Origin of the sequence: Microbacterium allomyrinae, assembly GCF_020682705.1 — a bacterium.
In the GTDB taxonomy this organism is placed as follows: domain Bacteria; phylum Actinomycetota; class Actinomycetes; order Actinomycetales; family Microbacteriaceae; genus Microbacterium; species Microbacterium allomyrinae.
This window is the reverse complement of sequence record NZ_JAGTTN010000010.1, coordinates 62,509-76,872: the sequence shown is the minus strand read 5'-3', so window position 1 is coordinate 76,872 and position 14,364 is coordinate 62,509. Positions and strand designations below refer to the sequence as shown.

Here is a 14,364-nt window from a genome sequence, read left to right as displayed (position 1 = left end):
CGGGACGCATGGCAACTCTACGACACCGGCAGGTGGCTCCCGCTCGCGCGGCGCACGCTCTGGGCGAACGGCCGATGTCGTTCGGCCGCGCTACCGTCGAGGGCATGGTGGCGGTGCACAGTGGCTGAGGCGGGCGTGATCGATGCGGGGACGGCTGAGGTGACGGCCGCGGCGTCGTACACGCCCGACCCGCAGCAGTCGGCCGTTCTGTCACTGCCGTCCGAGGCATCCGGGGTCGTGGTCGGCGCGCCCGGCTCGGGCAAGACCGCGACGCTCGTCGCGCGGGTCGCGGCGCTCGTCGCACAGGGGATCGAGCCCGATGCGATCCTCGTGCTCACCCCGTCCCGGCAGACCGCGACGGCCCTGCGCGACAGGCTCGGCCTCGCGGTGTCACGGGCGACGTCGGGTCCGCTCGCACGGTCGGTCGCCTCGTACGCGTTCCAGGTGGTGCGCGCGAATGCGGTCGCGATCGAGGCCGAGCCGCCGCAGCTGCTCACCGGAAGCGACGAGGACCAGATCCTCCGCGATCTCCTCGACGGCGACGCTGAGGACGAGGCCGCCGGACTCACCGCGGCCGGAGGATCGCGCTGGCCGGACTGGCTCGGCCCTGCGATCCGTGGCACGGCGGGGTTTCGCACCGAGGTGCGCACCTTCCTCGCCGAGTGCACGACGCTCGGAATCGAGCCGGCACGGCTGCGCGCCATGGGCGAGCGGGATGCCGCCCCGGCGTGGGTCGCGCTCTCGTCCTTCTTCGCCGAGTACGTACAGGTGCGTGCCGACATGCGCGGCGCGCACCGGGACGCGGCGGGCCTCGTCCGCGAGGCGGTCGGTCTGCTGCGGACGGTGCCCGCAGGCATCCCCGCCATGGACCGCGTGCAGGTCGTGCTCGTCGACGATGCGCAGGAGCTCACGCTCGGCGGCGTCGAACTGCTCGAGGCTGTCCGCGCACGCGGCGCGTCTGTGCTCGCGTTCGGCGACCCCGATGTCGGGTCGGGGTCATTCCGGGGTGCGACTCCCGAGAACTTCGCCCGGTTGGCCGGGGCGCTCGGAATGATCCATGTGCTTCGCGAGGCGCACCGGGGCACCGCATGGCAGCGCGAGCTCGTCGGCCGCATCACCCAGCGCATCGGCGCGGTCGGAGTCGTCGCGCATCGTGCCACGACCGGCGAGGTCGAGCCGGATCAGTCGGTGCGGGCGCTGACCCTGCGCTCGACCGCGGAGGAGTACGACGCGATCGCCCGGCTGCTTCGAGAGCGGCACGTGCACGACGGCGTTCCGTGGGACTCGTGCGCGGTGATCGCTCACGACACGCGCCAGGTCGCCGCGCTCGAGGCGGAGCTGTCTGCACGCGAGGTGCCTGCACGCTCGAGCGGTCCGGGGCGAGCGCTGGGGGCGCTTCGCCCCGTGAGCGACCTGCTCCGTCTGATCGAACTCGCAGCAGCTCATGACGAATGGACCTTCGACGATGTGTCGGCCGCACTCGTCGGCACGTACGGCCGGCTCGATCCGATCGAACTGAGGCGCCTGCGCTCGGCCCTGCGGCATGTCGAGCTGCGTGAGGCGCAGGAGATGGGTTCGGGCGGCGAACGCTCCGGGCGTGAGCTGGTGTTGTCGGCGATGCGCCAGCCGCTGGAGTTCGATCTCGTCGACACCCGCGAGGCGCGCCGTGCCGCAGCCCTCGCACGCACTCTCGCCGTGCTCCGCGACGATCTCGCGCGCGGTGCGACCGCTCATGAACTGCTGTGGACGGCGTGGGATCGCAGCGGCCTCATGCGCGCGTGGTCCGAGCTCTCGCGTGGCCACGGACCGCTTGCGGAACAGGCGAACCGTGACCTCGATGCACTGGTCGCGCTCTTCCAGGCCGCGAAGCGCTTCGTCGAGCGTTCTCTCGATGCCGATCCGCGAGTCTTCGTCCGCGGCGTCCTCGACAGCGGGGTGGCAGAGGACCGACTCGAGGCGCCCGCCCGCGAAGGCAGCGTCCGCATCCTCACACCCGCCGGCGCACTCGGGCTGGAGTTCGACACGGTCGTCGTGGCCGGCGTGCAGGACGGCGTGTGGCCGAATACACGGCTGCGGGGAAGCCTCCTCGATACCTGGCGTCTGGCGGATGCCGCCGCCCGAGCCGACACCGAGGCCGCGGGCACCTTCGACCGCCGCCGTGCCGCGATGCACGACGAGCTGCGTCTGCTCGTGCGGGCGCTTTCGCGTGCCACGGCAAGGGTCGTGGTGACCGCGGTGGACGACGACGACACCGGCCCGAGCGTCTTCTTCGAGATGCTCCCGGATCCAGAGCGCTTCGCGCTCGACCACCCGTTGTCGCTGCGCGGCCTCGTCGCGCGCCATCGACGCACACTGACGGAGGGCACGTCTCGGCCCGGCGCCGAACGCGCAGCCGGTCAGCTCGCGCTGCTCGCGGATGCCGGGGTTCCGGGCGCTTCCCCGCGCGACTGGTACGGCGTACCGGCGCCGACCTCGACCGGCCCGTTGCGCGACCTGTCGCGCGAAGACGTGCGCGTTTCGCCGTCCCGGCTTCACACTCTCGAGGAGTGCGAGCTGAACTGGGTCATCGGAGACCTCGGCGGCGACCCGGGCAGCGCGACGGCGGGCCTCGGCACGATCATCCACGCGGCGCTCGAGCACGCCACGGGCTCGGACGAAGCGAGCCTCTGGGCCGAGGTGCAGGCGCGTTGGGGCGAGCTGTCCTTCGAGGCTGACTGGCGCGACCGGGCGGAGCAGACCCGTGCGCGTGATCTCGTACGGCGCCTTCACCTGTACCTGAGGCATTTCGAGCAGTCCGGGGGAAGACTCATCGGCGCCGAGCCGCACTTCGAGGTGGCGATCCCCCTCGACGGGCCGGACGACCCGGCGGACGAGACATCCGAGCACGGCGCGATCCTGTCCGGCTACATCGACAGGGTGGAACTCACCCCCGAAGGCACCGTGGTGATCGTGGACCTGAAGACCGGCAAACGAGAGCCGCAGACGGACGCCAAGGTGATCGACAACCCGCAGCTCGGGGCGTATCAGCTCGCCTTCGAGGCCGGCGCGATCGCCGAGGCGAACGGCCACGAGCCGGGCGGAGCCAAGTTGCTCGTGCTGCGCCCCACCGCCACGAGGTCGGACTATGCCACGCCGTGGCAGCCGCCCTTCGACGAGGAGCGCCGCGACGCATTCCTCACGCGGATTCGTGCCGCGGTATCGGTCATGCGCGGCGTGTCCTTCACTGCGCCGTACGAGGAGCACTGCCGCGATGACCATTCGTACGGCTTGTGCCGGATCCACACGATCGGCGCGGTGAGCGCCTCATGACCGTCGCGGGTTCCTCCACGCTCTCGGCGCGCGTCATCGCCGCCGCTCTCGGGCAGTTCCCCCCCACGGACGAGCAGACCGCCGTCATCGAGGCGCCTCTCGAACCGGCACTCGTGGTCGCGGGCGCCGGGAGCGGCAAGACCGAGACGATGGCGGCCCGCGTCGTGTGGCTGGTGGCGAACGGGATCGTCCGTCGCGACGAGGTGCTGGGGCTCACGTTCACGCGGAAGGCCGCGGGCGAGCTCGCCGAGCGCATTCAGAAGCGCCTGACACGGCTCTCGGAGTTCGAGCGTCGGGGGCTCGTGCCGTCGCTGCCGGCCTTGGCCGAGGCGGGGCGTCTCGACGTGTTCGGCGAGCTGGAGCGCTCCGGCACCGACGGCGCGCGGGCGCTTCTGGCCCGAGGAGAGGCGCTGGATTCCCTCGCCCGCTCGGTGGGCGCCACCACGGGCCAGTTCGACGACGACGCGCTCCTGCACCGCCCCACGGTCGCGACCTACAACAGCTTCGCCGATCAGATCGTCCGTGAGCACGCGGTGCGGATCGGCCGGGACGCCGAAGCCGCTGTGCTCTCGGAGTCCGCGGCGTGGCTTCTGATGCGCCGGGTCGTGTTCGCCTCGGACGATCCGCGGCTCGAGGAGCGCGGCGAAGCGGTGCGGAGCATCATCGACGCCGCGCTGCGGATCGCGCGGGACGGCGTCGACAACCTCGTCGACTTCGACGCGCTGGCGGCATTTCCCGAGCGCTTCCGCTCCGTGCTCGAGCTGCCCTCTACCCGCAAAGGCACGGCGGTCTACGCAGAGGTGGCCGAGGCCGCCGAGAAGGTCGGCGCCCTCGCACTGCTCTCGGATCTGGCGCGTGAGTACTCGGCCGAGAAGCGGCGACTGGGCGTGATCGACTTCTCCGATCAGGTGGCGGGCGCTCTCGAGGTGGTCACCGGTCATCACGCGGTGGCGGACGAGATGCGCGCGCGCTTCCGGGTCGTGCTCCTCGACGAGTATCAGGACACGTCCGTCGCGCAGACGGATCTGCTGGCGACGCTCTTCGGCGGCACCGGCGTGATGGCCGTCGGAGACCCGCATCAGGCGATCTACGGCTGGCGCGGCGCCAGCGCGGGCAACCTCGGCGGCTTCCCGGCGGCATTCTCGCCCGATGTGCCGTGCGCTCAATACGCGCTCCTCACCAGCTGGCGCAACAGCGCCTCGGTGCTCACCGCCGCGAACGCGGTGCTCGCGCCGCTCGCGGCCTCCGCGGCGGTCGCGGTGCAGGAGCTGCGTGCGCGCCCGGCAGCACCGCACGGGGCGATCGAGCTCGCTTTCGACACCGACCTCGACACTGAGGCGGAGCACGTCGCGGAGTGGTTCGCGGGTGTGCGGGCCGCGCGCGCCCGGGAAGGTCGTTCGACGACCGGGGCGATCCTCTTCCGCAGCAAGAAGCACATGGTCCGCTTCGGCGATGCGCTCGGCCGGCGCGGCATCCCGCACCGGATCCTCGGCCTCGGCGGACTGCTGTCGACGCCGGAGGTCGTGGACGTCGTGTGCGTGCTGCGGGTGATCAGCGACCCGGCAGCGGGTTCGTCCCTCATCCGGCTCCTCGCAGGCCCTCGGTGGGCGATCGGACTGCCCGACCTCCGTGAGCTCGCGGCGCTCGCTCGGCGCATCGCGCGTCACGATTCCGCGCTCCAGCCGCTCGCGCCCGAGGTCGTCGAACGCATCCGCGGCAGTGCCGGCGACGACGACGGTTCGCTCGTCGACGCGCTCGACTTCGTGCTGCGCCAGAAGCTCGATCATGGATGGCTGGCTGCCTTCACCCCAGAGGCCCGCGAGCGGCTGCGTGAAGCGGCATCCGTGTTCGCAGGGCTGCGCCAAGCCATCGGGATGCCGATCCCCGAACTCGTGCGGCTGATCGAGCTCGAACTCCGGCTCGACGTGGAGCTCGCCGCGAACGAGGCGCGCGGGCCGGCACGAGTCGCCTCGGCGCAGCTGCGCGCGTTCGTCGACGAAGTCCACGCATTCCTCGCGGCGGACGAGACCGGCTCTCTCTCGAGCCTGCTCGCGTGGCTCGAGCACGCCGAACAGCTGGACGAGTTCGCGCCGCGCACGGAGCCGCCCGAGGACGACGTGGTGCAGCTGCTCACCATCCACGGGTCGAAGGGGCTCGAGTGGGACGCCGTCGCGGTCGTGCGCCTGGTGAAGGACGAACTGCCGAGCGCGCCGCGCGACACCAAGGCGTGGCTCGGCTTCGGCGTGCTGCCGTATGCGTTCCGCGGCGATTCGGCCTGGTTGCCCGCGCTCGGCTGGCAGTCTGCGCAGACGCAGCAGGACCTCAAGCAGGCGATCGAGTCCTTCGTCGAGGCAAACCGGGCGCGTCAGCTCGAAGAGGATCGTCGTCTGGCGTACGTGGCCGTCACCCGTGCCCGCGACCACCTGCTGCTGACGGGTGCGAGCTGGTCCGGCACGAAACGGCCGCGACCGCGCAGCACGTTCTTCGTCGAGATCGCGCAGGCGCTCGGGGTTCCGCTCGCCGAGGACGACGCCGGCGACGACCCGTATCAGGGCGAGCGGCGCGTGCTGCAGTGGCCGATCGATCCGCTCGGCGCCCGCCGCGGTGTCATCGAGCGGGCTGCGGCCGACGTCGAAGCGGCGCTGGCCGCCCCGCGCCCACCGCTCGATCCGCAGGCCGCGCTCCTCCTCGCCGAACGCGACGCGCGCCGAGCCGCACGCCTCCACACGGCGCCGACGCGCATTGCGGCATCGCGATACAAGGAATACGTCGCCGACCTGCAAGGCACGCTCTCGAGGATCGCCCGGCCGCTGCCCGAACGGCCCTTCCGTCAGACACGCCTGGGCACGCTGTTCCACGCCTGGGTCGAGCAGCGCTCGGGCGCGCCCGGCCTCGGCGGTTCGCTCGATGACGCGCTGTGGGAACTGGACGAAGACGTGCCCGGCACCGAAGCCTCCGTCGAAGACGCGGCGGCGCTCGCGGGGCTGCGAGAGAAGTTCCTGGTGTCCGAGTGGGCACCGCTGCAGCCGATCGAGGTCGAGACGGAGATCGACTTCGCGACCGCGGGGCCCGACGGACTGCCCCACATCGTCATCTGCAAGCTCGACGCGGTCTACCGGCGCGAGGATCGCGGCGGCCGCATCGAGATCGTCGACTGGAAGACCGGCGCGGCGCCGCGCACGAGCGCCGAGAAGGACGAGCGGATGTTGCAGCTCGAGCTGTATCGGCAGGCGTACCACGCCAAGCACGGCGTGCCGATGGCGGAGATCGACGTTGCGCTCTACTACGTGGCAGAGGATGTGATCGTTCGCGGCTGAGCCCGTTCCGCCGATGATCAGCGGCGGAGCTGCACGTCGGTCAGTCGGTCAGCCAGCGGCGCAGCGCCGCCTCGGACGAACGCTCGGCGTCGGCGGCGGCATCCGTCTCTACCGGTGCCTCTACCGGTGCCGACTGACGCTCCGAGGACGCCCGAGCGGCTGCGTCGGCGTCAACGGGAATCTCGATCGGGGCGGTGGATACCTCGTCCGGGTGCCACGCAGTCGGCGCGGACCACTCGGTCCGACTGCCATCGACGGCCACACGTGCGGACTCTGCATCGTACGCAGGCTCTGTCGCAATCTCCTCGTCGGCCGCGAAGCCGCCGTCGATATCGCCGGTGTCCCCGGTGTCCGCGCGGGTCAGATCGTCGCTCTCGTCCGAGAACCATTGCGCGAGCTCCTCGGGATCGTAGGCATCGGTCTGCATCGACGTATCGATCGCCGGTGCCCCGGCCTCGGGCATCCGATCCAGCAGTGCGATCGCGTCGTCGACGTCGAGCGCAGCATCCGTCACGAGGTCGTCGCCCGCCACGCCCACCGCGAGCGACTCCAGCAGTTCGACAGCATCGGCAACGACGTCGTCGTTGCCTGCGTCATGGCCGTGGACCAGCCATTTGGCGAACTCGAGCTCGGCGAACAGGCGGGCGCGCTCGCGGGCGCGTGCATCGGGGGCTCGGTCGCTGCCGGCGACATATGCCGCGTAGACGTCGCCGGCCGCGGTCGGGGCGGACGCCAGCCACTGCAGGTCGGTCGCCGGATCGCCGATCGACAGGCCATGCCACTCGAGCAGCCCTGTCACGGTCGGCACGCCGTCGACATCCTCGAAGAGGAACGACGCTGCGCCGGCTCCGCCGAGGACGACGGCGGATTCGAACCGCCACAGTTCGTCGGTGTCGAGAGCGCGTCGCCAGCGGTGCAGGAGCGTGGCAGGCAGGTGCCTGGTCGCCTCGGCGCGGTCGACGAGGCGGGCGGCATCGGTGCGCACCTGCTGCGGAGTGCGGGCGGGAAGACCTTCGGCCCGGACGACCGAATGAGGCAGTGCGTGCAGAGACGCCAGCGCGGCGCCGAGCGAAGTCGCGGCGCCGCGCCCCGGCGGCAGGTGGGCGGCATCGACACGGTAGCCGGGGAGGAAGTCGACGACGACGACGCGCGCGTCGCCGAGCCCTGCTTCGCCCAGAAACTCCGGTGCACGGAAGGGGAGCAGCCCCCGCACGCCCGGGGTGAGCGCGCGCAGCGCACGCACCTCGGCGGCGAGTTCCGGAATCGCTGCGACATCGGCGGGAACACGCACCACGACCCTTCGGCCGTCATCGAGGTCCGCGACCGCCGCGTCGTAGCGACCGGCCGCGCCTTCGGTGAGCGTGCCGACTCCGACGACGCCGACCCGGGGCAGAGCCGACGTGACCGACGCAGCTAGAGTGAAGGGTGAGCGTGCCATGTGCCCAGGGTAGGTCGGGTGCGCTCCTCCACCCCCGCGCCACGCCCTGGCTGTCCGACCGCGTCGTTCGTGCCGATCCTCGCCCGGGGCCCAGACGAAGCGGAGCACTCTCGATGACGGCGCCCGAAAGCTCGAGGCTCTCGCCCCTCTCACAGGCCGGCTGGGACCGCGCGGCCCACGAGCGGGCGATTCCCGATCTCCTCGCGTCCGCGAAGGCGGATCCCACGACTCGGGTCCTCACGGTCGTCGGCGACTCCGCACCGCTCGCCGCCACCGACGAGTTGCGCTGGATCTCTCCGTCCGAAGCGCCCGCAGGCGGTGAATGGGCGTTCCTCGGACGCGACGCCGCAGGCGCCGCGCTGCTGGCAACGGTGCACGCAGCGCGTGGCGCCGAGCTGTTCCCGGCCCCCGCGGGCTGGTCAGGACTGCGCACCGTCGGGGGCACCCTGTCTGCCGACGACGCCGGCGCTTTCGTGGCGGCGCTGAGCCTCGGCCGCTGGCTGCTCGAAGCCCCGCACTGCCCCGCGTGCGGAGCGCTCACAATGCTCGTCGACGCCGGCTGGTCGCGCCGCTGCCCCTCGTGCGGTCGCCAGCACTTTCCCCGGACCGACCCCGCCGTCATCGTCGCGATCACCAGCGCGAGCGATCCGGACCTGCTGCTGCTCGGATCGAACGCGCTGTGGGTAGCGAACCGGTACTCGTGCTTCGCCGGATTCGTCGAGTCGGGTGAGGGGCTGGAGGCCGCCGTGCGCCGCGAGGTCCTCGAGGAATCGGGCATCGAGGTGGACGCGGTGAAGTATCGCGGGTCTCAAGCATGGCCGTACCCGCGTTCGCTCATGGTCGGGTTTCACGCGACCGCGGTCGACGACGCCGCGGCGCGTGCCGACGGCGAGGAGATCGCGGCCGTGCGCTGGTTCACGCGCGCGGAGATCGGCGACGCTCTGCGCGGCGGGTCCGAATTCGTGCTTCCCGGTTCCGCATCGATCGCGCATCGGCTGATCAGCGACTGGCACGTGGGGGCGGCGTGAGCGGCGGGGCACTGAGCGGACTGGACGAGAACCAGCGCGAAGCGGTGACCGCCCTGCGCGGACCGGTCGTGGTGCTCGCGGGTGCCGGCACGGGCAAGACTCGTGTGATCACGCACCGCATCGCCCACGGCGTCGATACCGGCGCGTACTCGCCGGGCCGCGTGATGGCGGTCACCTTCACAGCCAAAGCCGCGGGCGAGATGCGCGGTCGCCTGCGCGTACTCGGCGTCGACGGCGTCGCTGCGCGGACCTTCCACGCCACTGCGCTGGCGCAGCTCAACTTCTTCTGGCCGACGCTCGCCGGCGACACCGCTCCGAGCATCGTCGACAACAAGGTGAAGCTGCTCGCACACGCGGCTGACGGCGTGGGGCTCAGCCCCGATCGTGCGACGCTGCGCGATGTCGCGAGCGAGATCGAATGGCGGAAGGTCTCGATGCTCAGCATCGATGCATACGCCGCGGCCCGGCCGAACGGAATCGGGCGGCTCGGAGTCGACCGCGTCGTCGCCCTGCAGCGCTCGTACGAGAAGCTGAAGGATGAGCGCCGCCAGCTCGACTTCGAGGACGTGCTGCTTGCGTGCGCGGGCATGCTCGAGGCCGAACCGCAGGTGGCCAAGGCGGTGCGCGAGCAGTACCGGCACTTCACGGTCGACGAGTTCCAGGACGTCTCACCCCTGCAGAACCGGCTTCTGGAGCTGTGGCTGGGTGACCGGCGAGACCTCTGCGTCGTCGGCGATGCGAGCCAGACGATCTACTCCTTCGCCGGCGCCGACGCCCGCTTCCTCCTCGAGTTCGACAAACGCTTCGAGGGTGCGCGCGTCGTGCGCCTGGAGACGAACTACCGATCGGATGCCGCGATTCTCGGTGTCGCCAATGAGCTCATGCGCGGCCGGCCCGGCGCCCTGCACCTGACGGCGTCGCCCCACCGGACGCCAGTTGCCACCGGGGACGAGGAAGATCAGATCGTGCCGCTGCCGACGGTCGCCGCGTTCGAGGACGACAAGACGGAGGCTCGTGCGGTGGCATCCCGCATCACGGCGCAGATCGCGGACGGCGTCGATCCACGCCAGATCGCCGTGCTGTACCGCGCGCACTCGCAGTCCGCCGAGCTCATCGCCGCGCTCGCCGACGCCGGGATCGCCACCAGCGTGCTGGGCGGGCGCCGATTCTTCGATCTTCCCGAGGTGCGCCAGGGCGTCATGGCGTTGCGCGCGGCCTCCGTCGCCCCCATCGAAGGCGGTCTGGTCGACACCGTGCGCGACGTGCTGCGTTCGCTCGGGCTCACCGACGAGCCGCCGCAGGCCGGGGGAGCCCTGCGCGACACCTGGGAGGCCAGGGCTGCGCTCCTGCGGCTCGCGCAGGAGGCCGAGCCGGGGGTCACTCTGCGCGCCTTCACCGACGACCTCACGGCACGGGCACGCGTGAACGACGAACCGGCGTTGCGCACGGTGACCCTCGCGACGCTGCACGCAGCGAAGGGCCTCGAGTGGGACCACGTGCATCTGGTCGGCATCGCGGAGGGCTTGCTGCCGATCTCGTATGCGGCGACATTCGAGCAGGTGGATGAAGAGCGCCGCCTCGCATACGTCGGGATCACGCGGGCCGGGCGAACGCTCTCGCTGACCTGGTCTCGAGGCGCACGGGAGCGACAGCCCTCCCGCTTCCTCCGAGAGATCGGCAGCGGCACTCTGCGTGCGGCCGGTGCGCCTGCACGCTCCGGTGCAGCGACCCGGCGCGCAGGGTCACCGACCGGTTCCGCGGGTGCGCGGGACGTCCCTCGCGCTCGCTGATCAACCGTCCGGCGACCAGGCCCGCCTCCCACGTCACGGCGGCATCGGCCTCGACTGATCGACCGAGCAGCTGCGCGGCGACTACCGGCCATGTGGGGTCGGCGTCGCAGTGGTGTGCGGACACGCACCACAGGCATGCGGTTGCTCCCGGAGCCACGAACGGGCCGATGGTCGCGCCCGAGCCGGTGAGGATCACCGGGATGTGCGCGATGTCGTCGGCCATGAGCGACGCGGCCAGCGCGGGTGCGACGAGGCGGTGCGCCACGATCACCACGGCGGACCCGGGATCGCCTGCGCCGAGCTGGTCGAACGGCTGAACCTCGTCGATGTCGGCCCCGGCCGCGGCAAGGCCGGAGGCGACCGAGTCGCACTGCGCGGCGGGAACGCCGGGGGAGGCGTGCACGGTGACGCGCCGACGCGGTCGCGGGGGTGCCTCGAGGGCAGGTCGGATGCGCGCGAGAAGCTGGGCGGCGACGGCCGCCGAGGGTGCGCCGAATGCCTCGGCGAGAGGAACGAACGCGTCGTCCGGGATGCCGCGCTCGAGTTCGCGGACGACGCGCTGCTGCCAGGGATGCGGATCGTCGATGACGGCGACCGGTCCTGCGCCGAACTGGAGAACGGTGGGTGAGCGCCACACCGGCGGATGGGCGGGGTCGATGCGCAGCATGGTCTTGATCATGCCGATCGGAATCGTGTCGAGCCCGCTATCCACAGGCGCAGCGCTCCGGATCGGGAAGACTCCGCCTGTGGAGGAGACGGCGTTACACCGGCCGGTGGTCGTCCGGCGAGTCCGATCCGCTCGAGCCGTCGCCGTCCACGTCGTTCTCGTCGCCGTTCGCTTCAGCGCTGGAGGCATCCTCTTCGCCGGCGAGCAGGCGCGCGAGTGCGTCATCCATCTCGTCGGTCACCGGGGCCTCACCACGGGCACGAGCCTCGAGACGTGCGACGAGCGCTGCGGGATCGTCGATGTCCGCGGCGGCGGGCATGAGGTCGGGGTAGTCCCACAGGGCGTCGCGGGCGGCGGAGCCCACGGCATCCGTGACCGCACGCCACATCGCGGCCGCCTCGCGCATGCGACGCGGCCGCAGCTCGAGCCCGACGAGCGATCCCAGCGCGCGTTCGGCGGGGCCGCCGACCGCACGCCGTCGCCGCACGGCCTCGGCGATGCGCTGAGCGGACGGCAGACGGGACGTCGCGTCCTCGGTGACCACCTCGACCCAGCCCTCGACGGTGGCGAGGAGGTTCTCCAGACGCGCGAGCGCTGCGTTCTGCGCCTCGGAGCGCGCCGGGAGTAGCGCGCCGCTCTCGAGCGCACGTCGAAGCTCTTCGGGTTCGGAGGGATCGAAGCGCGACGCGAGATCTTCGAGCGCATCGGTGTCGACGTGCACGCCCCGGGCGAAGTCGGTCACCTGGGAGATCACGTGCAGACGCAGCCAGCGCGCGTGCCGGAACAGTCGTGCGTGGGCGAGCTCGCGCGTGGCCACGTAGAGAGCGAGCTGGTCTTCGGGCACCTCGAGATCGCGGCCGAAGTCGTCGAAGTTCTGCGGGAGGATCGCGGCCTCGCCGTCGGGCATCAAGGGGATGCCGACATCTCCGCCGCTCACGACCTCCTTCGACAGGTTTCCGACCACCTGGCCCAGCTGCGAGGCGAACAGCGAGCCGCCCACGGTGCGCATGATGCGACCGGCACCCTGCACGAGGCCCTGCATGTCGTCCGGCGCCTGCTCGCTGAGCGCGGCCGTCAGCGCATCGGCGATGCTCGTGGCGACCGGCTCGGCGAGTTCCTGCCACACCGGCAACGTCGCTTCGACCCACCCTCCGCGCGTCAACGTTCGCGGCGGCGTGGCCAGATCCGAGATGGTCGTCGCCTCACTCAGCCACAACGTCGCCAGCGCGAACGCCTGGTCGAGATCGGTGCGCTGGCCCGAAGTGACGCCGAGCCCTTCCTGATTCGCGATGTGCAGCGCCTGGCGCTGAGCGAGATCCCACGAGATCCCGCCCTCGCCGCCGCCTTCGAAGGCGCTCTGGAGCTGCCGCATGACCGCCTGCATCATCGCGGGGTCGATGTTCATCCCCGACAGGCGCGAGAGCTGCTCAGGGTCGAGACCGCCCGTTCCGCCGCCCAGGAGCTGACGCATCAGTTCCTGGAACTCTTCTTCGGGCGTGCGATCGTCGCTGGAATTGAAGTCGTCGTCTGCCACTTCAGCCGCCTTTCAGCCGGTCGATCACGTCGCGTTCTACGCTAGTCGCAGCATCCGTCGCACTCCCCGGCATCGACCCCGAACGCCTTACGCCGGTCGCGAACGACCAGGCATCCGGAACGACAGGCATAGAGAGAGGTCCCGCGTGGCCCTGTTCGACGAGAACACAACCATCGAGCCCGCGCCGCGAGAGCGCATGTCGCGCCGTACCCTCGCCGGAATCTGGGCGCTCGCCGTCGCGATGGTGGTGCTGCTGATCATCACCTTCCTGCCGACGTCTTACGTCATCCAGCAGCCGGGGCCGGTGTACAACACCCTCGGTTCGACCGAATCCTCCGACGGCGAGGAGGTGCCCCTGATCTCCGTCGAGGGCGCCGAGACCTTCCCCACGGCGGGGGCGCTCGACCTGCTCACCGTGCAGGTGCAGGGCAACCGCGAGCGGACGCCGTCATGGTTCGAGCTGGCGACGGCCTGGTTCGACCCCAGCAAGGCGGTGCTGCCCCTCGAAGCGGTGTTCCCGCAGGGGCAGACCACCGAGCAGCGCAGCGAGGAGAGCGCGGCGATGATGGTCGACTCGCAGCACGAGGCCACGGCCGCGGCGCTGACGGAGCTCGGCTATGACGTCGGAGCGCAGCTGTCGGTCTATTCGCTGCTGGAGGACTCGGCGGCGCAGGGGGTGCTCGAAGACGGCGACCTCATCCTCGAGGCGAACGGCGAGGAGGTCTCGGAGGTCGCGGATCTGCGCGGGATCATCAACGACGGGGGCGGTGCTCCGGTGGAGCTCCTGATAGAGCGCGACGGACAGGAGCAGACCGTCGAGGTCACCCCGACGCAGTCCTCGGCCGACGGCGAGACCGTGTGGTTGATCGGGGTGAACCTGATCACCGAGTACGACTTCCCGATCGACGTGACCATCCAGCTCAACAACGTCGGCGGCCCGAGCGCCGGCATGATGTTCGCCCTCGGCATCATCGACACCCTCACCCCCGGCGAGCTCAACGGCGGACAGCAGGTCGCGGGCACGGGCACGATCACCGCCGACGGCACGGTCGGCCCGATCGGGGGCATCCGTCAGAAGATGTGGGGGGCGCTGGATGCCGGAGCCGACTGGTTCCTGGCACCCGACGCCAACTGCGATGAGGTCGTGGGGCACATCCCCGACGGTCTGCGGGTGTTCTCGGTGGAGGACCTCGACGATGCACTCGCGGTGCTCGACGCGGTCAGCGAGGATGGCGACCTCGACGCGCTGCCCACGTGCACAGCGGGCTGATCGTGCCCGAA

Annotated in this window: 7 protein-coding genes; 5 read left to right on the top strand and 2 right to left on the bottom strand. The window is 71.2% G+C overall.

Going from position 1 to position 14,364, the window contains the following annotated elements:
* Positions 1–120: 120 nt before the first annotated feature.
* Both KEC57_RS18570 and KEC57_RS18565 read left to right on the top strand, forming a co-directional pair.
* The gene (locus KEC57_RS18570) at positions 121–3,309 is read left to right on the top strand and encodes an ATP-dependent helicase (RefSeq protein WP_229386187.1); all 3,189 of its coding nucleotides are present in this window, start codon (positions 121–123) and stop codon (positions 3,307–3,309) included.
* On the top strand, positions 3,306–6,626 hold the full coding sequence (locus KEC57_RS18565; protein ID WP_229386186.1) for an ATP-dependent DNA helicase: 3,321 nt from the start codon (positions 3,306–3,308) through the stop codon (positions 6,624–6,626). Before KEC57_RS18570 ends, KEC57_RS18565 begins: the two co-directional genes overlap by 4 nt.
* Before the next feature lie 40 nt (positions 6,627–6,666).
* On the opposite strand, the gene KEC57_RS18560 is transcribed toward KEC57_RS18565, so the two are convergent.
* Positions 6,667–8,064, bottom strand: a complete 1,398-nt coding sequence (locus KEC57_RS18560) for a phosphotransferase (RefSeq protein WP_229386185.1) — start codon at positions 8,062–8,064, stop codon at positions 6,667–6,669.
* A gap of 113 nt (positions 8,065–8,177) precedes the next feature.
* Between KEC57_RS18560 and nudC the strand changes: the two genes are divergently transcribed.
* On the top strand, positions 8,178–9,092 hold the full coding sequence (gene nudC / locus KEC57_RS18555) for an NAD(+) diphosphatase (protein WP_229386184.1): 915 nt from the start codon (positions 8,178–8,180) through the stop codon (positions 9,090–9,092).
* Positions 9,089–10,882: an ATP-dependent helicase gene (locus tag KEC57_RS18550; RefSeq protein ID WP_229386183.1), complete on the top strand. Its 1,794-nt coding sequence runs from the start codon at positions 9,089–9,091 to the stop codon at positions 10,880–10,882. Before nudC ends, KEC57_RS18550 begins: the two co-directional genes overlap by 4 nt.
* Positions 10,883–11,643: 761 nt before the next feature.
* Here KEC57_RS18550 and KEC57_RS18545 read toward each other — a convergent pair.
* Entirely contained in the window at positions 11,644–13,020 is a 1,377-nt protein-coding gene (locus KEC57_RS18545; RefSeq protein ID WP_267492867.1) for a zinc-dependent metalloprotease, read from the bottom strand.
* 208 nt (positions 13,021–13,228) lie between these two features.
* Between KEC57_RS18545 and KEC57_RS18540 the strand changes: the two genes are divergently transcribed.
* Complete coding sequence (locus KEC57_RS18540; RefSeq protein WP_229386181.1) at positions 13,229–14,353, top strand: YlbL family protein; 1,125 nt, start codon at positions 13,229–13,231, stop codon at positions 14,351–14,353.
* The last annotated feature ends 11 nt before the right edge of the window (positions 14,354–14,364 follow it).